We start from the raw sequence: 24117 nt of genomic DNA, 5'->3' as shown, positions 1-24117 counted from the left end.
GTTTGTTAAGGTTTTGATTATGGTTTCTTAAAGTCCTTAATCCCGAAAGGGTAAATGGCCTTTATTATTTCGTGCGCCGGGCATGGCAATCGACTATAGGGTTCAAGTCCCGAACACGCTTAGCAGTAGGAAGTGTTAGCTCGAGACAAGGGTGTCGTGGGTGACTGCGAATCTGAAGGAAGTCCGCGGCAAATATGGGGGCTTACGAACAGAAACTGTATACGAGGCGGATTTAGTCCGGGTGATGTTGCGAAACAAACAGAAGCCCAATACTGCACGGGGACTATTACGCAGATACAGAGGCCACATCCATAGGAAGTAGATTGTCTTACCCCGGGAGATCTGAATGAGTTCTGTCAATTGTAAGCGCGATTACAGGAGAAGAAACATTTGGCAGAGATGTTAAATGCCTCAATCAAAAGTCAGCAGCGGTCGTAGTACTGCATTTTTCGGATGCAGAAAGGACCAAATGTTAGGATGGCAAAGGAAACAGGAAGTTTATGGCAGAGCGTTTACAGCGGAACCACATTAGAGAACTGCTTATATGAGGGTAGGACGGAATCCGAGAGTAAATTATAAGAGGAGCTGAGCCGAGCCGTGCAACCAATGTACACAATGCCTGGGAAGGAGTTTTTTTTTTAGTATTATGCTTGAAGAAATATTAGACATCCGAAATGTACAAAGAGCCTTTAGGCAGGTTACTGCCAATAAGGGTGCTGGTGGTATTGATGGTATGCAGACCGATGAACTTCGCGACTACCTGAATGCTAACTGGCAGGCATTACGGAGTGATATTTTATCAGGCCATTACCGACCGAACGCTGTAAGAAAGGTAGAGATACCCAAAGGCAGTGGTGGTAAGAGGATGCTTGGCATCCCAACGGTCATTGACCGGTTGATCCAGCAGGCCATCTCTCAATGGCTGAGCCCCAAGTACGAGGGCGACTTTTCCTCTGATAGTTATGGTTTCCGGCCAGATCGCAATGCCCATCAGGCAGTGTTAAAGGCTCAGGAATATCTTAACACAGGTTACACCTGGATTGTGGAACTTGACCTGGACAAATTTTTTGACCGGGTAAACCATGATAAACTTATGCATCTGCTGTCAGTAAAGATAAAGGATAAGCGGACATTGAAGCTTATTCGTCTTTATTTGAGTGTGGGGATCATGGAGAATGGATTGGTCAGCCCAAGAAAAGAAGGAACGCCACAAGGCAGTCCATTAAGTCCGTTACTATCAAATGTTATCCTTCACGAACTCGATGTTAAGCTCGAAGAGCGTGGGCACAGGTTCGTGCGATATGCTGATGATTGCAGTATCTATCTAAGAAGCAGGAAATCAGGACACCGGGTAATGAGAAGTATTTCAGTATATCTGGAAGACTGCCTGAAACTGAAGGTTAACAGGGAGAAAAGTAAGGTTAGCAGGCCAAGCCAAAGTAGTCTGCTCGGGTTTTCATTCTATGGTAGCAAAGAGGGATGGAAGATGCGAATTTCATCCAAATCTCTAAGAGCGATCAAGGAGAAAATCCGGGAGCAAACTAAACGTAGCCAACCAGTTCCATTCCAAGAAAGAATATTAACGCTTAAGGAAATCATTCATGGTTGGGTTAATTATTTCTCTATTGCAGAAGCAAAGAGTCATATGACCAGACTGGACGAGTTGATGAGGACCAGACTGCGGATTGTTCTTTGGAAGCAATGGAAGAGTATAACGGGTAGAGCGCGGAATTTAATGAAGATGGGGTTGGTAAAATCAAGGGCCTATCAATTGGCCAATACCCGTAAGGGGTACTGTAGGACTGCAAACAGCCCGATATTACTTACAACCCTTGACAAGAAGTTCTTTTTGAGGCATGGACTTGATGGATTTACCAATTATTACTATTGGAAAACGACACACCAAACGAAGTTATTCTAACAAACCGCCGTATACCGAACGGTACGTACGGTGGTGTGAGGAGACAGCAGGGAAACTAATTCCCTGCTTCTTACTCGATTAAAACATTAAAAAGCGAAGCTGGTTAAGGCTCTGATAAATTTTAATGTCTTTAATCGTTAAAGGATTTATGTTATCTTCTTTAACATTAATAAGTGATGATATCAAGGTTTTACTCAGCCTCACCTTAATAGTAGCTCATATTTGTTATATTTGTTGCTATGACCAAAGAAAATATTCAGGATTTAAGGGACAGAGTAGCGTCGCTGAGGAGGTATCTTTGACGTTGATGAGCTACTTTATGCCATTCGCGAAGAAGAAAAACTAACAATGGCACCCGATTTCTGGGATGATCCAAAGAAAGCAGAAAAAATTCTAGCAGAAATCAGCTCAAAGAAAAAATGGACTGATGGCTTTAACCAAACCAATAATGCGGTTGAGGATGCGGTAGTGATGTTTGAGTTTTTTCAATCTGGAGATGCTTCTGAAAAAGAATTGCAAGACCAGTTCGAGATCAGCAAAACTGCTGTAGAAGAACTCGAACTTAAAAATATGCTTCGTAGTAAGGAAGATCAACTTTCTGCAGTATTACAGATTACTGCCGGAGCTGGTGGAACCGAAAGTTGCGATTGGGCCTACATGTTGATGCGCATGTATATGATGTGGGGTGAAAAGAACGGTTATAAAATAACCGAACAGGACAGTCAGGAGGGAGAGATTGCAGGAATAAAATCGGTAACGCTTCAATTTGACGGTGATTTTTCTTATGGTTATCTTAAGGGTGAAAATGGGGTACACCGTTTGGTTCGTATATCTCCATTTGATTCGAACGCACGTAGGCACACTTCATTTGCCTCTGTTTATGTTTATCCGCTGGTTGATGATACGATTCAGATTGATATTAACCCTGCCGATATAGAGTTTGAAACATTCAGAGCAGGCGGTGCTGGTGGGCAAAATGTAAATAAGGTAGAAACGGCTGTGCGGTTGTACCACAAGCCATCAGGCATTATTATTAAAAATCAGGAGTCGCGATCGCAGTTGCAGAATAAAGAAAATGCCATCCGGTTATTGAAATCTCAATTGTACGAAATTGAAGAACGTAAGCGCAATGAGGCTACAGCATTGGTAGAGGGGTCGAAAAAGAAAATAGAGTGGGGCTCACAAATCAGAAGCTACGTGCTGGATGATAGGAGGGTAAAAGATCACCGTACCAATTATCAAACTTCAAATCCTGACGCTGTTTTAAATGGCGATATCAATGATTTTTTGAAAGCTTATTTAATGGAATTTTAAAATTAAAAAAATGGCAAAGTCATCCATCATTATAATCTTATTGCTTATGGCAATCAACAGTATCAATGCACAAGAAGTTGTGCCTTTATATTCAGGCAGTATTCCTGGAGCAAAAGTTACACCTGCCGATTATGTAGAAAATACTGAGGTTCGTGCCAATGGTACGTTGAGTGTTACCAAAGTATCGGTACCTACTTTTACGGTTTTTTTAGCTCCGAAAAATATTGCTAATGGTACAGCTGTTATTATTTGTCCGGGTGGTGGTTATGGAGCGTTGGCTTTTAGTCATGAAGGAACTGATGTAGCTAAAAGATTTAATGCCATTGGTGTAACCGCTTTTGTTTTAAAATACCGTTTACCGAGCGATCTTATTATGGTTGATAAAACCTATGGCCCTTTGCAAGATGCCCAGCAAGCAATTTACCTGATTAGGAAAGATGCCAAAAAATATGGTATCAAAACCAATAAAATAGGAATAATGGGTTTTTCTGCAGGCGGTCATTTTGCTTCAACCCTGGTTACGCATTATAATGATCTTAAAATTGCTGATCCCGAAAAGATAGATTTAAAACCAAACTTTGCCGCATTAATTTATCCTGTTATCAGTTTTGAAGAATCGGTACATACCGGAACAATGAAAAATTTATTGGGTCCGAATCCTCCTGATAGCTTGAAACATTATTTCTCGGCAAACAAAAATGTAACAAAAAAAACGGCTCCAACGTTTTTTGTTCATGCTAAAGATGATAAAACTGTTCCTTTTGCAAATAGTGTATTAATGAATGAAGCATTAAAGCAAAACAAAGTAGATACCGATATTTACCTTTACGAAAATGGAGGCCATGGCTTTGGTTTAATCAATAAAACTTCAGATGTGGATTGGTTCAACTTGCTGGCTGCGTGGATGAAAAAGGAGAAGTTCTAGCCTTATAATTATATTTTAATACAAAATACTCAACGTATAAGGGTTGCCTTTGTAAAAAGGATTAATTAACGTAATTGTTTAGCACTCTTAGTATGATGTTGAGGGTGTTCTATGTTTTTGATTTTTAAATCTTTATTTTTTTGTGCAGTCAAAAAGGTAATTTGAACCTTGAAAGCCTGCCAGTCAATTGATTCATAATTTTTTGTACCTCAACCTATCTTCTAGATAGGCCCATATGTTTGTGTTAATTTTCACAAAATAAATATTCTAATCTCTATTCTAAGTAGAGAAATAGCATATTAAGCCCATTTTACCACTCAAAATTTACGATTTTGCCACTCATTTTTTGGTAAGCCTACGTCTATCTTTGCTTACTAGCACGTAGATAATTAATGTGCTATGTTGTAATCTAACCAAATCTATGAAAAAACACCAGCCTATCTTAATGCTGCAATACATCCATTGCTTCAATTTGATTCCATACGGTTTTTTATTTTTTGCGAATTAATTGCTTTATCATTTCATAAATGGTTGTGATCACAATATTATGCTTTACAATTAACCAAATATTTACCTAAATCAAAAAAAATGAAAAATGACAAAATGAAATGGGGCATGCTTGCTGCATGCCTGTTTGTGGTGCTTTTATCTTGTAAAAAGGAAAAAGAAGATCCCAAACTGGATAATGGAAAGGTTAAGGCCTGGGAAACACTTATAGACGGGAACTCTCTTGCCAATTACACTAGTTTTGAAGCACAATGGAATTATAATTATCCCTGGGGTACCGATCATAATGGTTCAGCTAGGATGGTGGGAAGTACCTCTAACCATAACCAGATTTCAGTAAACGGAGGCGTTCTAACAATTAAAGCAACCCGTTTAGCCTCATCTCCAGGAAACAGTACTTCTAATGGATTTACGAACGTTCCTATTTGGTATAGTTCTGGTACCTGTTATGCCAAGCAGCAGGTAATTATTAATGATCAGTTTCCCAGCTATACCATTTCTGGTGATTTTGCTGTGCCCACAGTTAAAGGAACATGGCCTGCATTTTGGATAACCGGTGTTAATTCGTGGCCACCTGAAAGCGATATTATGGAATTTAAGGGCAGCAATACAAATTGGCAGAACACTTATGATGGTAGTTGGGAAAACAAACTTACAGCCGTATCTAATGCCGGTGCTTACCACAATTACAAGTGCTGGTACAATAAAGTGAGTGCAACAGATGTAGATTGCCATTATTATATCGATAACGTATGGGTTGCCCAGCATAAAATGAGCAATTCGGTAAATAAACCCATGTGGTTAATTATTAATATGCAAATGGAGGGAGATAGTGGTACTCCGGGTCCATCAGGTGATACATTTTACACTGGTAAAAATATTTATATGGGTAGAGAAAGAGCTTTTTAATTTATCTTATTCAGGAGGTAGCCTTTAGGCTGCCTCATTGTTTGGTAATCATTAATATGAAAAATTATTTAGTAAAAATATGTTTAATTTTTTGTGGCCTAATGACCTGCTTATTGCTGGCAAACTGCAAAAAAGATGATGTGCCAATACCCGAAAACAAAGCTAATTCTGTTATTGATGGAATTAACCTGCTTAGGCAGAGCGGATGTAATTGTGGCACTGAGAGTATGCCCCCGGTTCCTCTATTGAAATTAAACACGTTTTTACAGGATGCAGCCCAAACCCATGCAAGGGATATGGCGCAGAAAAACTATTTTGATCATTTTTCGCCAGAAGGAACCAGTCCGAATGAAAGGGCCGCAGCTGCTGGTTACCCAGGTATATTTATATCAGAGAATTTGGCTAAGGGTTATAACAATGCCGACCAGGTATTAACCGCATGGAAAAATAGTGTAAGCCATTGTAAGGCAATGATGGATGCAAAAAATAGAGAGGCTGGTATGGGTACGGCACAAAATTATTGGGTGGTAACTTTTGGAGCACCATAGTAAGTCAAATTAAAATTGAATTGGCCCTTTCCGGTTATTTGCTGCTTTTTATCGTTTTATCAATCACATCCAGTAAGCCATCGGTATAAGCATCATCGGTAAGTTCCCAAAACATAATGCCGTTTAATTTTTGATCAATTACATATTTGGTTTTTAATGAAATTGATTTCGGATCATCAAAAGTAGCGATGTATTTTGTTTGTGGATTATAATAATAAGGTGCCTGCGCCTGTTCATCCCAGTAGTATTTATAGCCATTTTCGGTAGAAAACTGCTTTTTAAAATTTTTAAAAGAAGTTCCGCTTATAAATTTAGTTTGCTGGTACAAGCCTTGATTTGCATCGGTGGTATTTTCGAAAATTCTTGCATAAAATGCCGCGCCTAGTGCTATTTTATTGGCCGGTACACCCAAGCCAATTAATGCTTTTACTGCGAAATCGCCAGAAAGTTTTTGTTGTGGCGTGCCATATAATGGAGAGTGGTGCCCGCTGGTTGTGGCATAACCGCTTACCAGATCGTAACTCATTACATTTACCCTGTTTACTAAAGGCATTACTTTATCCCATTCAAAGCAAGAATCAATACAGTTTTGGGTTCCGCCTGCCGCAAAACTGATTTCTGCTTTTTTACCCAGTTTTTTGCGAAGTTCTTTAATCAGTAAAGTAAAATTTTGCTTATCATCTACGGTATACCGATGCCCCGGAAAGCCCATAACCGCAGGATATTCCCAGTCCATGTCAATACCATCAGCATGGAAAAAATCTAGAATTTGTTTTGTGGTTTTGGCAAAGGTTTTCCGTCCATCTGCCCTGCTAAATACTTCTGAGCAATCTTTACAGCCACTCCAACCACCCATAGCAATCATCACCTTTAAATCAGGATTACGTTTTTTTAACGCAACCATACTGGTAATTAATGCAGAATCTTTGGCCGATCTGATATTTAAGCTATCCCCTTTCAAATGTCCAAAGCTATAAATTAGGTGACTGAGTTTTTCTATCGGAAAACTATCTATAACCGAATTTTGGCCTGAATAATAAGCGATAACATTCGGTTTAACTCCTTGTTGTGCCGTTAAATTAATACTGAAAAATAACGACAAGATAATAACGGCAGCAAAACGAAAGGATAGGCGGTGGTTTGGGTTTAGTTTGTACACAGGTTCAATTTAAAAGTTTATTTTTCTGCAAGTATCTCCTGCAGTTCGTTTAATTCGGCAACTTTTTCTGTAGCTCCTGCGTTTTCGTACGCCGAAATCAAGTTTCTGATTACGCGGCGAATAATATCAGTATTGCTGCAAGGCCTGTAATATTCTGGTAAGGCTTCTAAATTAAGCTGACGGAGAAATTGGTCTACATCATGTTTGCCGAAGATATTGCCACGGTTAAAAGCATTGATGTAGAAAAGAACGCCATACTCAGAACCTTCCTGTTTGCTGTCATCAATATAACCCAAAATAAAATGCTGCGGTAAATTAATCCCATAAACCGGAAGATCTAATTTTTGAGCAAGGGTAGAGTAAATAATGGCCAGCGAAATCTGATTTCCCTTTTTACTTTCTAAAACCTGGTTTAAATATGAGTTTTGCGGGTCGTGATGGTTTTTAGTATTGCCGCCGAAACCATATTGCTGGTATAAAACATGGTTAATCAACTTCACTTTCTCTACCGAACTCATCTCATATTGGAGGCCCAGCCATATATCTCTTTTAATTTCTTCAATTTGGTTAATTACCTTCTGCTCGTCTAAATCAGGATATTGATAGCGGTTAATAATGAGTGCGCCTTGCAATAAATCAAATGCACCACTTAAATACCATAAATTTAAGTCTTCCTTAACAGTTTTAAACTGAATTTGGTGTACAATGCTCTCAATACGCTCCTGAAGTAAGCCATCAAAAGATTGTTCCCAGGCATTTTCTAAAAAATGAACCACCTCACCGCCATATTCGAGCAGTTTTTTTTCTACATGTTGGTACACTTCCTGATCCGGATCATCCAACAATTTTACTAAAGCACTTATCTCTGCGTTATTTTCCATAAAACATACATACGTTTGCGGCGTTTAATTACTTTTGCAATATTATGCTATTTCAATTTATTACAGATTACCTTAAACACCGTTTAACAGCAAAAAGCCGACATGGAACGCATTCGCCGTTCGTGTATAAGCTAGCTGATGAGGTAATTTACGATTTTACCGACAAATCTGAATACAAAAACATAGAAGAGCAGCGAAAAAAACTTTTTAATGACGATTCGATAATCACTGTTACAGACCTTGGCGCGGGTTCTCATCTCAATAAAAACCGTACAAAGAAGGTGAGTCAGATTGCAAAAAATGCATTAAAAAGTCCGAGGCTGGCCAAGCTGATTTATCGCCTTGCAAAACATACGCAGCCTAAAAGTGCAATAGAATTGGGTACCTGTTTGGGCATAACTACAGCATACCTTGCAAAAACGGATCCTGAAGCAGAGATTATTACCATTGAGGGCTGTCCGCAAACGGCAGAAGTGGCGAAGAAAAATTTCGAGGAGCTGGATTTAAATAATATCGAGCTCCATGTTGGAAATTTTGATCTTATTTTGCCCGATATTATTGCAAAGCAGCCAAGTTTAGACTTTGTTTATATTGATGGAAATCACCGTAAAGATGCTACCTTAAATTATTTTAAATGGTGTCTGCCTAAAGTTAATGAAGATTCCTTGTTAATTTTTGACGATATTTATTGGAGCGAAGGCATGAAAGAAGCCTGGACCGAGATTAAAAACCATCCTGATGTAACCATAACGGTAGATTTATTTTGGATTGGCCTGGTTTACTTTAAAAAAGGGCAGGCGAAAGAACATTTTAAGCTTAAATTCTAAAAAATAATGACAGTTGAACCGAAATTAGAAGGAATTCAGAAAAGATCAGCCTTATTTATCCTGTTGATCAGCCTTTTTTCGGGGATCGGTTTTTATTTGATTTCGCTTTTATTCAAAATGAGCATGCTTACGCATATCATGTTTGGTTGGGATTTTTTCTGTTTGATTCTGATTACGCTGCATTGGTACATGTTTTTTCATACTTCAGCCGCCGAAACACACCTCAAAGCTAAAATGCAGGATGAAACCAGGGGCGAAATTTTTGCAATCGTAGTCGTTTCTACTTTTGCCGGTTTGCTAGCTGTAATTTTGGTGTTAATTAACAAAGAAATAAAGCCATTGGATTTGGTTATTGCCATTTCGGGCATGTTTTTATCGTGGTTTTTGGTTCATACAACTTTTAGCATGCGTTACGCACACCTTTACTACGGCGGTAAGCATAAAAAAACTGCTGATAAGAAAGGAACAGGGCTTGAATTTCCGGGTGATGATGAACCCGATTTTATCGATTTTGCCTATTTTTCCTTTGTGCTCGGAATGACTTTTCAGGTTTCCGATGTCGAAATTTCAAGTAGAAAAATCAGGAGGCTTTCCCTGCTTCATAGTTTAATCGCCTTTATTTTCAACACCGTTATTGTAGCCTTAACCATTAATGCGTTAGCTGGTTTAAGCAAATAATTTTTGATGTGGGTTGGGGTGTTAAATTCCGAATAACTACAGAACTTTTTCTCTTGGTTCACTTGTATGGATTTTTTTGGAAATGAGCATTCCAAAGCTTTTGGCGGGTTTCTCTCCCGCACTCTATTCTTTCCGGTGAAAAACCTGAACCACTTCGATCGGGTTTAGGTACAAAGGATATATGCCTTTGGCTCCATGTTAGGAGCAGATGATCCTGAATAGTTTTATAAGGATAACAATTACTAAAGATGAGAGTCGAAATTTCAAATCCCAACTAGTGAAAAAGCGAAGAATCACAGTCTGTGGTTTCAAATAAAATGATTAATATTATTTTATCTATCTATAAATCAGCATTTTATTTATATTAACTGATGTTTCAGTCATGTAACTTGTTTTTTAGTTGTAAAACTGAAAAATAAGTTATAGATTTGGTTATGGAAGAATTAACCAAAGCTGAAGAGCGCATTATGCAGGTTTTATGGAAGCTGCAAAAAGCCTTTGTTAAAGATATTATCGATGAGCTTGAAGAAGAACCAAAGCCACCGTATAATACCATTTCGTCTATTGTAAGGCTTTTGGAGAAAAAAGGTTATGTAAATTATAAGGCTTACGGCAAAACATATGAGTATTTTCCGGCCATCACGAAAGATGAATATGCCAAAACCACTTTTTCAAAATTGTTTTCAGGCTATTTTGATAATTCTCCCACTAGTCTTTTATCATTCATGGTAAAAGAAGAAAAACTCAGTGAAAAGGATATAGAAGAAATTAAAAAAATCATTAATCAAGATGGAAAGCCATGATTTTAATCTACTTGTTAAAGGTTTCGGCATGTACGCTGGTATTTTTTACTGTTTATCAATTACTGCTGGCCAAACTCACTTTTTTTAACCTGAACCGTGCTTATTTATTAGTTATGCTGGTGCTGAGCTTCAGTATTCCGGCAGTTACCATTCAAAACCTGCACGAAGTAGCCGCTACAGAGCAGCAAAGTCCTGCTAAAATAGCGTACAGCAATGATGGATTTATAGAGCAGGATGGTGAAGCACAAGAAAGCACAATTGGCAAACCTGTAAATTGGGATCGGATTTTGGTTTACACCTACAGTTTGATTTTAGCCCTTCTTGTTTTTCGGATGCTGTTTATGATGCTTCGAATCCGGATGCAATTGCAAAAACAAACGGTGGGCCAACAAGGGGTTGTTGTATTGGTTAATAAAGATTCGACAATAAAAAACTGTTCCTTTTTTAATCAGATCATTGTTGATGAATCACTCGGTGCTATAGAAAAACACCTTGTTATTAAACACGAATCTGTACATGTAAATCAGTTTCATTCTGCTGATAAACTATTAATCAATCTCATTGCAGCAGTTCTTTGGTTTAACCCTGTTGTTTATTTCTGGAGGAATGCCATCGACCATAATCATGAATTTTTGGCCGATCGCGAAACATCAAAAGTTGCCGATAAAAAGGCCTATGCTTCTTTGCTTTTAAAGCTTGCTATGCCAGCGCAAAAATTAGTCATCAACAGTTTTAGTAAACTTCCACTAAAAAATAGAATCATGATGTTATACAAAGAACCCAATGAAAAACTTAAAAAGCTGGCCTATTTAGCTATCATTCCTATTGTATTCATCTGCTGCATGGCTTTTGTAAACCGCGAAGAAGTTTTTGTAGAAAAAAAAGTAACTATAGATGGAATTAAAAACACTGAAAACAAGGCTTCGGCTGATGCACCAACAATACCTAATGTTTATGCCTTGAAATACCTGAGTAGTGATATAAAGGTTAATCCAAATGCAAACTCTGCTTTTAAAGCAATAAAACCGATATTGATTGTTGATGCTGGTCATGGTGGAAAAGACGGTGCGGTTGCTGCTTTAGATGGACAAAAAGAAAAAGATCTGAACCTTAGGGCTGTAAAGATTTTGCAGGAAGAAGCCGCAAAAAGGGGAATAAAGGTAATTTTGACAAGAACTAAGGATGAATACATGAAACTTAGCGATCGGTTGCCCAAACAGGAGGCTACAGCATTTATTTCCATCCACCATAATGCAACACCCGCCAATGAAGCCGCACCTTTTCCTGGTATTGAAGTGTATGTTTCTCAGTTGAACGGTAATATTAAAATTGCGGAAGATTTAGGTGCTGGTGTATTAAGCAAACTAAAACAATTGAATGGATTGGAAGTAAGGGATTCGTTAAAAAATGCCAATCTGTTATTGCTGCGCGAATCGAAAGTGCCGGCTATTTTAATTGAGCTTGGAAACATTTCCGACCGTAAAATATTGGATTATATTAATCAGGAAAAAAACATCAGAATGATCAGTAACCTGATTTTGGATGGATTTGTTGCTTTTTCTAAACGTGGTTGCTAAATAAATTATAACAATGGAATGGTTAACCTATCTGCTTAAAGTTACGGCCTGTACAGTATTGTTCTTCGGGTTTTATCTGCTGGTTTTAAGAAAACTGACATTCTTTAAGATCAATCGATTTTATTTATTGATTACCCTGTTGCTTAGTTTTATTATTCCGGCTTTACAGTTTGAAGTTGAACGCAATATGCCTAGGCTAGAAACTGAACTTGAAGGCATGCCAGAATTAAAACCAATTCATCCTGCTCCTATACAACTTATTCAGCCCATAGTAGTTGAATATCAACCAGAGGTAACACCTAAAATTGATTGGTTAACTTTAATGCCTTATGCCTATGGAAGCATCGCGCTGATTTTACTACTCATTTGTGTATGGCGATTGTTCATTTTGCTTAGGCATACAGGCACTTATACCAAAAATAATAACGGTTTAAAGTTGATTGATAAGGCTAAAGGTTTTACCAATTGTTCCTTTTTTAATTACGTTTTTATTGATGGGAGTACCTTAGGTGAATTAGATTTAAAGGTTTTGCTCAAACATGAAGAAGTGCATGCGAAGCAATACCATTCTATTGATAAAATACTGCTGATGATCTGTAAATCGGTTTTATGGTTTAATCCGGTTATTTATTTCTATGATAAAGCTTTAGAGCAGGTGCATGAATATGAGGCTGATGAATTTACTTCTGCCAACTTTGGTAATCAGACTTATGCCAACCTGTTGTTAAAACTCGCGATTAGTAAAAGTAATATGCCGTTGATTCACAATTTTGTGAAAAGCCCGATCAAAGACCGCATTAAAATGTTGTTCCACTCGAAATCTAAAAACATGAAAAAATTCAGGTACTTATTGGCCGTTCCTGTTGTTATGGGATTAATCTGGCTATTTGCCGTGCAAGTGATATATGCGCAGCATATAAATGATGACAGCAAACCTTCGAAAAATTTCTACCAGGGAATGCTAAAAGGCAAAGTGCTTAACACTAAGAAAGAAGCCATCGGTTTATACACGTTTGATTTATTAGCTGAGGGAAAGATTTATCCGATTGAAGCCACCATTTTTAAAGATAAAATTAAAGTTGGCGACGAGCTTATTGTCTACATCGACGCTAAGGGCTTTAATATGAAAAAAATGGATAAAAACGGTAAAGTTATTGCCGAAGCTAAAGGACCAATCTATACTGCAACAAGGGTAACAACTTTAACAGGAGTTTTACTTTACGAACGAAAGATAGAAAACCATGCCTTTTTATACGAAGCAAATAAAGCACGTTCTGCCTCATCCACAATTAAATCGATAACAAAAGGTGTGAATGGTAATATCGAAAAAATTGTTTTAAACGATGGCTTTTTTACCATCAATTTAAACCTTGCTACTCAAAATATAAAAAATAGCGATTTTAAAATTGGCGATCGGGTGCTGGCTAAGTTTATTGGCGAGAAATTGGTATCGAAGAACACTTATACTACAGATAAATTGATTGTATTATATTCTGAACCTAAAAAGTATACGATTAAAAATGAAGCACTTTATAATCGCTTTTATTTTGGTGATGGGAAACAAAAAATAGTTGCAGTAAAAAATGAACCGGCCAAAATATCAGGGCCTGTAGAGCCTAAAATTATCTCTTTTTCTAAAATAACCGGAGATGTGAAGCATAAAATCTCTTATATGGAGAATGCGGTTATCGATATTATCAACTGCAGGCTGGAAGCTAAATATGTTGAATTAGACAGGGCAAACAATAAAATGACCGCTAAAAATGCAGTTTTGAAGGCTAATGAAGGCGGATCAGCTACAGCTAAAATAATAGTATTCGATCTCAGTAATGGAACTTATGTTGCAGAAAGCGGCAATCGTAATTTAAAGGTTTCGGATGGAGATGACCCTGATTTGCAAAGGATTAGGGACTCTTTAACGAAAGTAGAAGAATCAGGCATTGATAAAATCAAAAATCTGATTTCGCCAACCAATAAAAAACAAAATGAATCAATTAATAATCATTTTTTTAAGGACAAGAAATTATCTTTTTCATCTGATTCTGTTAAGCTTAGCAAAACTAAATTGATTTATCATTATACAGGAAACGTTAAAATAGAAAACGATGGATTAACTATTCTAGCTTCTGATGCCATATACGTTAAAAATTTGAATACGCTTAATGCCAGGAAGGTAAAATTATTATCTAAAGATAAGCAGAGCATAATTTCAGCTGATTCTATTACTTTGAATGTTGAAAATTCGAAGATTAAAATATTTGGGAAAAAAGATTGAAAAGTTAATGTTCTATAAAATCTTAGCTGTCATAATTATAGTTTTCACTTTTTTATCCTCAAGTGCTCAAATCAAGCTCTCTGGTATAATAACAGATCAAGAGGATAAAACTTTACCGTATGTTACCGTTAAAATTATAAGCGCTAAAAATCAGGTTAATTACACACAAACTGATAGTGCCGGATTGTATCATTTTAATAATTTACGAGCCGGAAAATATGTAATCGCTTATTCAGTAATCAATTATAAAGCAGAAAATAGGGCACTCACTTTAAATGCTGATACAATAATTAATATTCAACTTAATGCAAGTTTAAACGCCCTTAAAGATGTTCAGATAGATGCTAAAAAGGTTTTAATTGAAAAAAAGATCGACCGTACAATTTTTAATGCGGAGCATAGTGTATCTGCAATTGGTACAGATGCTTTAGAACTGCTTGCTAAAGTGCCCGGCGTAAGGGTTTTAAACGATAAGGTTTCTTTAGTGGGTAAAGGAGAGGTAAATGTTATGATTAACGATAAACTGGTGGTATTATCAGGTGATGAGTTATCTAATTATTTAAAATCGATCCCTTCAGCCAATATATCCAAAATTGAAATCATTACCAATCCGCCTGCCAAATATGATGCACAGGGAAATAATGGTTTGATTAATATTTTGATGAAGAAAGTGGCTAATAATGGTTTTAAAGGCTCAATTAACACGGCTTTAACCAAAGCGAGTTATTTTACCGCATCAACAGGAGCAAATTTAAGTTACCGCGAAAATAAAATTACAGTTTCCGCTAATCTGAATTTCAGAAAAGGATCGCTGGTGCCATTTGAACAAAGCGATGTATTTTATCCCACCCAAACCTGGAACATTGTAAATAAGGATAGAAATTTTAGAACTGTACCCAGTGGGCAGGTTGGAATTGATTACCAAGCCTCGCCAAAAACAGTATTGGGTTTATCGTATAATGGCGGACTTACCAATTTTCATTCTGAAGAAAACATTAAAACCAAAGTTTACAACAAAACAGGAAATTTAGATTCTGTATTGAATGCTGATGCCAATGCCATCATCGAGTCTCATTATCATTCAGCAAATATTTACTTAAAACAAAATTTAGATTCTACCGGAAAACAGTTAACAGTTAATGGCGATTGGTTTACCTATGTTGACGATAAAAGCAGGTTTTTTAACAATACCAGTTATTTTCAAAGTGGATTAATAATCCCGGGTTCGTTTGCCGAATATCTCTCTACCAGTAAACAAAATATAGATTTATATACTTTAAAAGCTGATATCGATCTGCCTTATAAAACCTTTAAAGTTTCATTCGGTACAAAACTGAGTATGATTAAAAACCAAAGCGATCTTGCTTTTTATCAGTTTCGGAACACGGTTTATGAAGTTGATCCTGCACAAAGTAATGTTTTTAACTATCAGGAAAATACCCAGGCTTTATATATCAACTATAATAAAACCTCAAAGCAATGGGATTTTCAAGCCGGATTAAGAGGCGAATATACCCAGGTTGATAGTAAATCAGCTGACGATCAAAACCGGAACAAGTATTTTAGGTTATTTCCTACAGTTTATTTAGTTTACCGGGCGAATGATAAGAATACTTTTTCAATCAATTATGGCCGGCGGATAAACAGGCCCGCTTACCGCAAATTAAATCCTTTCCGCTGGTACAATAATCAGTATGCATATGCTGAAGGAAATCCTTTTTTACAGCCGTCTTACAATGATAATATAGAGATTTCACATAGTTATAAAAGTTTGTTAACTACTTCGCTATCATTTAGTTATACTGCAAATGGTTTTAATGATATTAATTTTATTAATGTGGCCACTAATATTCAGTCTGCTAAGCCTGTAAATTTTATTACAGGTTATCATTATCAATTGAGTAATATGGTAAATCTTAATCCTGTAAAGTGGTTAGAGAGCATTAATCAGCTTGATGTTTATTATGATATTTCCAATTCAAATATTCCTGAAACTCAAAACAATCTTAAAGGATTTGGTGCTTACTTTTCCAGCTTAAACCAGTTTGCCTTTAATCAATCAAAAACCATTTTAGGCGAAGCCAGCTTTTGGTATCAATTCGCCTCTGTTGATGGATTAAATAGAAATAAGAGTCAATATAATGTCGATTTGGGGATTAAAGCATTATTATTCCACAAAAAGATGCAGGTTGCTATTTCAGCTACTGATGTATTAAAAACAAACCAGTATAGGTATAGTAGTTTAATTAATGATATTAAACAAGAATACAATAATTATTACGATAGCCGCCAGTTAAGAATCACTTTCCGTTACAATTTTGGCAATGATAAGATTAAACAACAGGATCGGAAGTTGGGAAATGAAGAGGAGCGAAGGAGGAACAATTAGGTGATTTTGATGCTGTTTTAGAGTTAAAAATCCTTCATCTACGCTACCATTAGCAGGCTTTAGTAAAGCGGGTGCTTTCTGTGTTCCCGTGGCAAAAACTGATCTGTGTAGATCGGTGGCTAAAACGCCTCCGCTAAGCTAATATAAAACCCTGCCTGGCGTTTTTCATTTGGTAGTTTTTCTCCTATACCATAATCCAAACGAACACTCAAACCTTTGGCCGGATCGAAAAAGTAACGCCCGCCAACACCAAAGTTTGGTTTCAAACCATCGCCATTAAATTCACCATTTGCAAATACTTTACCCGTACCTGCAAAAGCTACAATTCCAAAACGGTTCATAAAACGATAACGTATTTCTGCTTGTGCGGCCATTAAGTTTTCGTCGCGGTATCGGCCACTGTAATAACCCCGCATCATTTGGTCGTTACCCAATTGTTGTAATAAATAAAATGGGGTGTTTTTGCTTTGTATGGTATAAAATATGCCCTGAACCCCTAAAACCACTTTAGGTAGTAAACTGAAGAAACCACGTAGATCTAGCTTAATTTGGGAACCGTTAAAACTTTCGCCACCAAAAAAATCGGGTGCATATTGATACGTTGCCCTTCCAAAAAAGCCTTTTGTTGGGTAATTATTGCTATTCCGGGTATCGTAACTTTGCGATGCACCAATCCAGGCAACTGAACCACCATCTTTATCTAAAATTTGTGGGTTTGTACTATATATACCACCAGGTTCCTTATCTGTAAAATGATAGTTCTCAAAACCAAGCGAAACACCTGTATAGGCTTGAGGTAAAGTATTCATTTCAGCATCAAAAAGTGTTTTAAATATCTTTTGGTCCAATTTATCTTCATCAGTTTTTTTTGCGTCGTTGCCAATGCCATAAAAATTAAAAGGCTGGTTTTTGAAACGGATATCGCCAATAAAATGATATTTATTTCCTTTTGTCCACATATCGCCTTTAAGCATAAAATTAGCCGTTTTTTTAGTCGAGTATGTTGTGTTTAAGGCAAAATTTGAACTGCGGTTCAGTGTATCTTTACGGTCTATGTAAAAAGAATAAATGGCTCCAACACCAAATTCAAAACCTGTTTCCTGACTATAACCAAAAGCCGGTAATGGCAAAAAGCTCGCTTTACGGGTGGTATCTTTTTCGTTTGAGAGCATTTTCCTGATCAGTTTCATTTGTGCGAATGAACTTCCTGAAATGAGCGCGAGTAAAATAATTAGATAATATTTTTTCATCACGACAAAGAAAAGGAAATTTAATTATAGTTTATTTGTTCGATAGTCATTTGTTATTTGGTCAATGGTTCAGTTAGTTAATGGTTCATTGGTGCCTGAAATTGCCAACTGTACTGTTGTTTAACTGGTTTAAAACTTGGAATTAAATATCCCGATTAAGTAATTTGTTTTACATAGATTCTAAAACAAGTTCAGGAAGATGATCGCTAGGCTTTGTTCAGTACTAGCAGTCACCTAAACCGGATTGAGAAAGGCCCCGATACAAAGGCGAGTACCGGAAACCGGATTACCTTTAATAATAGCTGCTGCAACTGCTTTTCAAAAAATATCCTTAGACTACGCTCAGGATGACAATCGCGAGGGAAATGCGCCTTTTGATTTTAATCGACTTTGTACTGAAAACTATTGACTTTGGACTAATTTAACGCTAAACGCAAAGCCCCAAGCGTAAAACGCTTTTACCTTTCGGCCGAAATGCCTATTTTTGCGGCAAAACAATACAAAACGAAATGAGCAATACTAGAGGACCAATATCTCAGTTTATGGAGCGTAATTACCTCCATTTTAATGCTGCGGCAATGATGGATGCGGCTAAAGGGTACGAAACGCATTTAGATGAAGGTGGCAAAATGATGATCACACTTGCTGGTGCAATGAGTACTGCAGAATTGGGAATTTCACTTGCAGAGATGATCCGCCAGGATAAAGTGGCTATTATTTCTTGTACCGGAGCCAACCTGGAAGAAGATATTATGAACCTGGTTGCACACTCACATTATAAACGTGTTCCAAATTACCGCGATTTAAGTCCGCAGGATGAGTGGGACTTATTAGAAAATCATTATAACCGTGTTACCGATACCTGTATTCCTGAAGAAGAGGCTTTCCGTCGTTTGCAAAAACACATTCAAAAAATATGGATGGATGCTGAAGCTGCAGGAGAGCGTTATTTTCCACACGAATTTATGTATAAAATGCTTTTAAGTGGAGATTTGGAACAATACTACGAAATTGATCCAAAAAACTCGTGGATGCTTGCTGCTGCTGAAAAGAATTTGCCTATTGTGGTTCCGGGATGGGAAGATTCTACAATGGGTAATATTTTCGCTTCATACGTGATGAAAAAAGAGCTTACTGCCACTACTGTGAAAGGTGGAATTGAATATATGGGTTGGTTAGCTGATTGGTACATTGCAAATAGCGGTGGCAAAGGGATTGGTTTCTTCCAGATTGGTGGAGGTATTGCCGGAGATTTCCCGATCTGCGTGGTGCCAATGCTTTATCAGGATATGGAAATGGAAAATATTCCTTTCTGGAGTTACTTCTGCCAGATCTCTGATTCTACAACTTCTTACGGATCATATTCTGGTGCGGTACCGAATGAAAAAATCACTTGGGGTAAACTCGATATCAATACGCCTAAATTTATTGTAGAAAGTGACGCAACAATAGTAGCGCCGCTGATGTTTGCCTGGATATTAAAACAATAAACGTAACATTTTAATAAACCAAATTGGTTTCTGGTATGCCCATTTAAGATCTCGGATCAAAAATGGGCATTTTTGTGCCCTCAATGGTTAGAAATGACATTTGTTTAGAATGATTATAAATTGTATTTCCAGTCACTATTATGTCATGGGATTTATTAATAAGTTATACTTTTGTTCAAGTTTTGATGGGGCTATCTGGGCTCAGGCATCAATTTCACAACAAAAAGTAAATTAAATAAGTATAAAGTGTTCATTATGAGAGATATCTCGATGATTTTAAAAAGCGTTTGGAAGTCGTTATTCGTGTTTTCAGCAATTTCCGTAATAGCGGTTTCTACCGTAAATGCGCAGGATGCTAAAGAGGGAAGAACGCTTTTCAAAGCAAAATGTTCTTCGTGCCATGCGTTAGATCACAAAGTTGTTGGTCCGGCATTAGAAGGAGTAAGCGATCGTCACCCTGAAGCGTTCCTGTTAAAATGGATCCCGAACAACGCCGCAATGATTGCTGCCGGAGATCCTGCCGCTGTTAAATTGTTTAACGAAAATGGAAAAGTACCAATGACTACTTTCCCTGAGTTAGACGAAACAAAAGTAAAGGATATCCTAGCCTACATTAAAGAAGGTGAGCCAAAACCAACTGGAGATGCTGCTGGTGGTGCTGCTTCTGCTGCTCCTAAAGATGATTCTACTTCAGGTTTATCTATCGTTGGTATCGTGGCTATCGTTGTATTAGCGGTTGTTATTTTGGTTATCTTAGGTCGTGCCTCTAAATTGTTAGAGCGTTTGATCTTACAGAAACAAGGTATCGAGGTTGAAGAAGAATTGCCATTAAAAGTTGGTGTGCGCAAAATGTTCAAGAACAAGAAATTTGTAATGTTCTTCATATTGTGTTTAATCATTGCTTTAGGCTCTTGGGGATGGATGGGCATGTGGAATACTGGTGTTCACACTGGTTATCAGCCAGTTCAGCCAATTAAATTCTCTCACGAGTTGCATGCTGGTATCAATCAAATCGATTGTCAGTATTGCCACAACGGAGCATTTAAATCTAAAAACGCAACTATTCCATCATTAAATGTTTGTATGAACTGTCATAAGGCTGTTCAGGCGAGAGATAAATATGATGGTGAGATTTCTCCTGAGATCAAAAAAATCTATAATGCTTTAGGTTATGATCCTGAAACGCAGAAGTATGATGAAAGTAAATCAAAACCAATGGAGTGGGTACGTGTACACAATCTACCTGATTTTGCTTACTTCAACCACTCTCAGCACGTAGTTGTTGCAGAAGATGCAATTCGCAAAGCAAAAGGATTACAACCAACAGAGCCTGTATGTTTCGCTTGTCATGGTCCGGTTAATACAATGGAAGAAATTTATCAATATTCTCCATTAACCATGAAATGGTGTATCAACTGCCATAAAGAAACAGATATTTCTGGTCAGAAAAACAATGCTTTCTACGCTAAGGTTATCGAAGCGCACGAGAAAATTAAAAAAGGCGAGAAAATCACACCAGCTTTATTGGGTGGTTTAGAGTGTGGTAAATGCCACTATTAATAGATTAGAGTTTAGTAAGAACGTTCGATAAACAGTAATATAGCTTAAATGGAAAGCAATAAAAAATACTGGAAAGGCTTAGAGGAGTATAACAATACACCCGATTTTGTTAAAAATAACAAAAACGAATTCGCCGAGCCACTTCCAATAGAAGATGTTTTAAATGAAGCAGGGTTAAGTACCGTTACCCCACGCCGCGACTTTTTAAAGGCGTTAGGTTTTGGTTTAGGTGCCGTTACATTAGCTGCCTGCCAAAGTACCCCGTTAAAAAAATCTATCCCTTATTTGGTAAAACCTGAAGAAGTTACTCCAGGTATTCCTAACTATTATACTTCTAGCTTTAATGGCCAGAGTATCTTGGTTAAAACAAGGGAAGGTCGCCCGATTAAAATTGAACCAAACCCAAATGCGGGTCAGTTTAACCGTGGTACCGATGCAAGAGCACAAGCTTCAGTTTTAGATTTATATGATGTATCTAAACTAAAAGCACCTGCTTTAGTAAAAGGCGGGCAAGTTGAAGAAACTACCTGGGCAAAAATCGACAGCTTTGTTAAAGGCGAGTTGGCAAAAGCACAGGCAGGCGGAAAGAAAATCCGTATTGTAGCTTCAACAGTAAACAGCCCATCAACCAATGCCGTTATTGCACAGTTTATTACTAAATATCCTGCTGCTAAATTGGTTCAGTATGATGCTGTTTCATATACTGGTATTATCCAGGCTAACCAAAACAGTTTTGGTAAGGCCGTTTTACCAAAATACAATTTCGATAAAGCTGATTTAATTGTAAGTTTCAGTGCCGATTTCTTAGGTACCTGGATCAACGGAGAAGAGTTTACTGCTCAGTATACTGATAACCGTAACTATAAATCGTTAGCAAATAAAAAAATGAGCCGCCACATTCAGTTCGAAAGTGGTATGAGCTTAACAGGTACCAATGCAGATACCCGTGTTCCGGTAAAATTATCTGAAGAAGGACCTGCATTAATTGCTTTGTACAATGCAATTACAGGTGTTGCTTTACCTGGTGGAACATTAGGCAACAATACCACTGCTGATAAAGTGATTAAACTTGTAGCAAAAGAATTGGTACAGGCAAAAGGTAAAGGCCTTGTTGTTTGTGGTTCTAATGATGTTTCTACACAAATTTTAGTAAATGCCATCAACGCCGCTATCGGAAGTTATGGTACCACTATCGATTTAGATAATCCTTGTTATTTATATGCAGGTAACGATGCCGAATTTAACGGTTTAGTTGCTGAAATGAGCCGTGGCGAAGTTGGTGCTGTTTTATTCTTAAACAGTAACCCAGTTTATGATGCCGCAAATGCAAAAGCATTTACTGATGCATTGGCTAAGGTTCCTGCAAAAATTTCATTCTCTGATCGTGCAGATGAAACTGCTTCAGTTTGTGATGCAATCGCTATTAACCATAACTACTTAGAATCATGGGGTGATGCAAATGCATACGAAGGATATTATTCTATCGTTCAGCCAACCATTAATCCTGTTTTCAATAGCCGCCAGGCAGAAGAAAGTTTATTAACATGGGCTGATGCACCAGTTAAAGATTACTATCAGTTTGTACGTAGCAACTGGGAAACTAAAATGTTACCAGCTGTAGGTTTAAAATGGGATGAAGTATTAGAAAAAGGTGTAATTAATGCAACGGCAAAAACTGCTGGCGCATACAGCTTTACGCTTTCTTTAGGTGCTGTTGCTACTTCGGTTGTAAATAGCAGCAAAGCACTGGCAAAAGAAGTTGAATTGCAGGTTTACGAAAACATCCCAATGCGTGATGGTAAAAATGCAAACAATGCATTTTTACAGGAGTTACCTGATCCGGTTTCGAAGGTAACCTGGGATAACTTTGTTGCCCTGGCACCAAAATTTGCTGAGAAATTAAAAGTTAAAGAATTTGATGTTGTAACTGTTAAAGGCAGCAACGGATATTCAGTAGATCTTCCGGTATTGATCCAACCAGGACAAGCGCAAGGAACAGCATCTATCGCATTAGGTTATGGCCGTACCAAAGTTGGTAAAGCTGGTAACGATGTAGGTAAAAATGCTTACCCTTTTGTTTCTTTTGTTAACGGAACATTCCAATATGCTACTTCAGTAACCATTACCCCAACAGGTGGTCATTACGAATTGGCACAAACACAAACTCACCACTCTTTCGAGGGCCGTAACGTTATCCGTGAAGCTACCTTTAAAGAATACCTTAAAGATCCAGCTGCTGGAACAGGTAAAGGTGAAGGACATAAAGATTACGATCTTTGGGATCAATATGAAAAACCAGGTAACAACTGGGTTATGGCAATCGATTTGAATGCTTGTACAGGTTGTGGTTCTTGTGTTGTTGCCTGTAACGTAGAAAATAACATTCCTGTTGTAGGTCGTGATGAGGTTCGCCGTCGTCGTGAAATGCACTGGATCCGGATCGATCGTTATTACAGCTACGAAACCAAAGAGGGTGATGTTACAAGAGAAAAAGAAATTGCTAAGTTAGAAGACTTAGATCATGTTTCTGTTGTTCACCAGCCAATGTTATGTCAGCACTGTGATCACGCACCTTGCGAAACAGTTTGTCCGGTATTGGCAACTGTTCACTCAAGTGATGGTTTAAACCACATGGCTTACAACCGTTGCGTAGGTACACGTTACTGTGCAAATAACTGTCCATACAAAGTTCGTCGTTTCAACTGGTTTAACTACTGGAACGATTCTCGTTTCGATAACTATTTAAATAACGAGTTTACCCAATTGGTATTAAACCCTGATGTTACTACACGTTCTAGAGGAGTAATGGAAAAATGCTCTATGTGTATTCAACGTATACAAGGTGGTAAATTACAAGCTAAATTGGAGAAACGTCCATTAAAAGATGGCGATATTAAAATGGCTTGTCAGGAAGCTTGTTCAGCAAATGCGATTGTATTTGGTGATGCAAACGATCCAAATTCAGAGGTTTCAAAAGCATTACGTTCTGAGCGTATCTACTACGTATTAGAAGAAATCAATGTGAAACCGGGTATCGGATACATGACAAAAATTAGAAATACAGATACAACAGTACAAGCGTAAGCTTTAGTATAAAGAAAATA

At 37.5% G+C, this 24117-nt stretch carries 17 protein-coding genes; 14 read left to right on the top strand and 3 right to left on the bottom strand.

Annotated elements, in window-relative coordinates; all coding sequences use genetic code 11:
- Positions 1–646: 646 nt before the first annotated feature.
- From ltrA to ACZZZW_RS24640, 5 genes are all read left to right on the top strand, one after another.
- Complete coding sequence (gene ltrA, locus ACZZZW_RS24660; RefSeq protein WP_463492318.1) at positions 647–1921, top strand: group II intron reverse transcriptase/maturase; 1275 nt, start codon at positions 647–649, stop codon at positions 1919–1921.
- 239 nt (positions 1922–2160) lie between these two features.
- Positions 2161–3235 (top strand): peptide chain release factor 2 gene (gene prfB, locus ACZZZW_RS24655; RefSeq protein WP_463497420.1). Its coding sequence is split into 2 segments (ribosomal slippage): positions 2161–2220 and positions 2222–3235, totalling 1074 coding nucleotides; the frame shifts between segments, so codons are not numbered across the junction.
- A gap of 10 nt (positions 3236–3245) precedes the next feature.
- Positions 3246–4160 carry an alpha/beta hydrolase gene (locus ACZZZW_RS24650; protein ID WP_055903295.1) on the top strand — a complete coding sequence of 305 codons (915 nt, stop codon included), beginning with the start codon at positions 3246–3248 and terminating at the stop codon, positions 4158–4160.
- A gap of 588 nt (positions 4161–4748) precedes the next feature.
- The gene (locus ACZZZW_RS24645; protein ID WP_055903294.1) at positions 4749–5576 is read left to right on the top strand and encodes a glycoside hydrolase family 16 protein; all 828 of its coding nucleotides are present in this window, start codon (positions 4749–4751) and stop codon (positions 5574–5576) included.
- A 56-nt stretch (positions 5577–5632) separates the two neighbouring features.
- Positions 5633–6124, top strand: coding sequence for a CAP domain-containing protein (locus tag ACZZZW_RS24640; protein ID WP_082458608.1), 492 nt, complete (start codon positions 5633–5635; stop codon positions 6122–6124).
- Positions 6125–6158: 34 nt separating this feature from the next.
- Here ACZZZW_RS24640 and ACZZZW_RS24635 read toward each other — a convergent pair whose 3' ends face one another.
- Together ACZZZW_RS24635 and ACZZZW_RS24630 are read right to left on the bottom strand one after the other, a co-directional pair.
- Positions 6159–7283, bottom strand: a complete 1125-nt coding sequence (locus ACZZZW_RS24635) for a glycoside hydrolase family 18 protein (protein ID WP_082458607.1) — start codon at positions 7281–7283, stop codon at positions 6159–6161.
- A 17-nt stretch (positions 7284–7300) separates the two neighbouring features.
- Positions 7301–8164, bottom strand: coding sequence for a transglutaminase-like domain-containing protein (locus ACZZZW_RS24630; RefSeq protein ID WP_463497415.1), 864 nt, complete (start codon positions 8162–8164; stop codon positions 7301–7303).
- Between the two features lie 44 nt (positions 8165–8208).
- On the opposite strand from ACZZZW_RS24630, the gene ACZZZW_RS24625 reads away from it, so the two are divergent.
- The 6 genes from ACZZZW_RS24625 (at position 8209) to ACZZZW_RS24600 (ending at position 16713) form a co-directional block, all read left to right on the top strand.
- Complete coding sequence (locus ACZZZW_RS24625; protein WP_055903291.1) at positions 8209–8991, top strand: O-methyltransferase; 783 nt, start codon at positions 8209–8211, stop codon at positions 8989–8991.
- Between the two features lie 6 nt (positions 8992–8997).
- On the top strand, positions 8998–9669 hold the full coding sequence (locus ACZZZW_RS24620; RefSeq protein WP_055903290.1) for a DUF1345 domain-containing protein: 672 nt from the start codon (positions 8998–9000) through the stop codon (positions 9667–9669).
- 434 nt (positions 9670–10103) lie between these two features.
- Positions 10104–10472, top strand: a complete 369-nt coding sequence (locus ACZZZW_RS24615) for a BlaI/MecI/CopY family transcriptional regulator (protein WP_055903289.1) — start codon at positions 10104–10106, stop codon at positions 10470–10472.
- The gene (locus ACZZZW_RS24610; protein WP_055903288.1) at positions 10469–12049 is read left to right on the top strand and encodes an N-acetylmuramoyl-L-alanine amidase; all 1581 of its coding nucleotides are present in this window, start codon (positions 10469–10471) and stop codon (positions 12047–12049) included. Before ACZZZW_RS24615 ends, ACZZZW_RS24610 begins: the two co-directional genes overlap by 4 nt.
- Positions 12050–12062: 13 nt before the next feature.
- On the top strand, positions 12063–14324 hold the full coding sequence (locus ACZZZW_RS24605; RefSeq protein ID WP_055903287.1) for a M56 family metallopeptidase: 2262 nt from the start codon (positions 12063–12065) through the stop codon (positions 14322–14324).
- Between the two features lie 7 nt (positions 14325–14331).
- Positions 14332–16713: an outer membrane beta-barrel protein gene (locus ACZZZW_RS24600; RefSeq protein WP_463497409.1), complete on the top strand. Its 2382-nt coding sequence runs from the start codon at positions 14332–14334 to the stop codon at positions 16711–16713.
- A 119-nt stretch (positions 16714–16832) separates the two neighbouring features.
- Here the strand turns inward: ACZZZW_RS24600 and ACZZZW_RS24595 are convergent, their stop codons facing one another.
- Positions 16833–17963 carry a BamA/TamA family outer membrane protein gene (locus tag ACZZZW_RS24595; RefSeq protein WP_055903285.1) on the bottom strand — a complete coding sequence of 377 codons (1131 nt, stop codon included), beginning with the start codon at positions 17961–17963 and terminating at the stop codon, positions 16833–16835.
- Positions 17964–18472: 509 nt separating this feature from the next.
- Between ACZZZW_RS24595 and ACZZZW_RS24590 the strand changes: the two genes are divergently transcribed.
- From ACZZZW_RS24590 to ACZZZW_RS24580, 3 genes are all read left to right on the top strand, one after another.
- Entirely contained in the window at positions 18473–19453 is a 981-nt protein-coding gene (locus ACZZZW_RS24590; protein ID WP_055903284.1) for a deoxyhypusine synthase family protein, read from the top strand.
- Positions 19454–19708: 255 nt separating this feature from the next.
- On the top strand, positions 19709–21013 hold the full coding sequence (locus tag ACZZZW_RS24585; RefSeq protein WP_055903283.1) for a c-type cytochrome: 1305 nt from the start codon (positions 19709–19711) through the stop codon (positions 21011–21013).
- A 48-nt stretch (positions 21014–21061) separates the two neighbouring features.
- Positions 21062–24097 (top strand): TAT-variant-translocated molybdopterin oxidoreductase, encoded by a 3036-nt coding sequence (locus ACZZZW_RS24580; protein WP_055903282.1) that lies wholly within the window; start codon positions 21062–21064, stop codon positions 24095–24097.
- Positions 24098–24117: the final 20 nt, after the last annotated feature.

This window comes from Pedobacter sp. AC379 (genome assembly GCF_979258145.1).
The sequence above is the reverse complement of the archived record's forward strand: the minus strand, read 5'-3'. Positions and strand labels throughout refer to the sequence as shown.

Excerpts from the sequence above, each read along its gene's own strand:
- ltrA (WP_463492318.1), top strand. The coding sequence starts at position 647 with ATGCTTGAAGAAATATTAGACATCCGAAATGTACAAAGAGCCTTTAGG.
- ACZZZW_RS24650 (WP_055903295.1), top strand. The coding sequence starts at position 3,246 with ATGGCAAAGTCATCCATCATTATAATCTTATTGCTTATGGCAATCAAC.
- ACZZZW_RS24645 (WP_055903294.1), top strand. The coding sequence starts at position 4,749 with ATGAAAAATGACAAAATGAAATGGGGCATGCTTGCTGCATGCCTGTTT.
- ACZZZW_RS24640 (WP_082458608.1), top strand. The coding sequence starts at position 5,633 with ATGAAAAATTATTTAGTAAAAATATGTTTAATTTTTTGTGGCCTAATG.
- ACZZZW_RS24630 (WP_463497415.1), bottom strand. The coding sequence starts at position 8,164 with ATGGAAAATAACGCAGAGATAAGTGCTTTAGTAAAATTGTTGGATGAT.
- ACZZZW_RS24625 (WP_055903291.1), top strand. The coding sequence starts at position 8,209 with ATGCTATTTCAATTTATTACAGATTACCTTAAACACCGTTTAACAGCA.
- ACZZZW_RS24620 (WP_055903290.1), top strand. The coding sequence starts at position 8,998 with ATGACAGTTGAACCGAAATTAGAAGGAATTCAGAAAAGATCAGCCTTA.
- ACZZZW_RS24615 (WP_055903289.1), top strand. The coding sequence starts at position 10,104 with ATGGAAGAATTAACCAAAGCTGAAGAGCGCATTATGCAGGTTTTATGG.
- ACZZZW_RS24610 (WP_055903288.1), top strand. The coding sequence starts at position 10,469 with ATGATTTTAATCTACTTGTTAAAGGTTTCGGCATGTACGCTGGTATTT.
- ACZZZW_RS24605 (WP_055903287.1), top strand. The coding sequence starts at position 12,063 with ATGGAATGGTTAACCTATCTGCTTAAAGTTACGGCCTGTACAGTATTG.
- ACZZZW_RS24600 (WP_463497409.1), top strand. The coding sequence starts at position 14,332 with ATGTTCTATAAAATCTTAGCTGTCATAATTATAGTTTTCACTTTTTTA.
- ACZZZW_RS24595 (WP_055903285.1), bottom strand. The coding sequence starts at position 17,963 with ATGAAAAAATATTATCTAATTATTTTACTCGCGCTCATTTCAGGAAGT.
- ACZZZW_RS24590 (WP_055903284.1), top strand. The coding sequence starts at position 18,473 with ATGAGCAATACTAGAGGACCAATATCTCAGTTTATGGAGCGTAATTAC.
- ACZZZW_RS24585 (WP_055903283.1), top strand. The coding sequence starts at position 19,709 with ATGAGAGATATCTCGATGATTTTAAAAAGCGTTTGGAAGTCGTTATTC.
- ACZZZW_RS24580 (WP_055903282.1), top strand. The coding sequence starts at position 21,062 with ATGGAAAGCAATAAAAAATACTGGAAAGGCTTAGAGGAGTATAACAAT.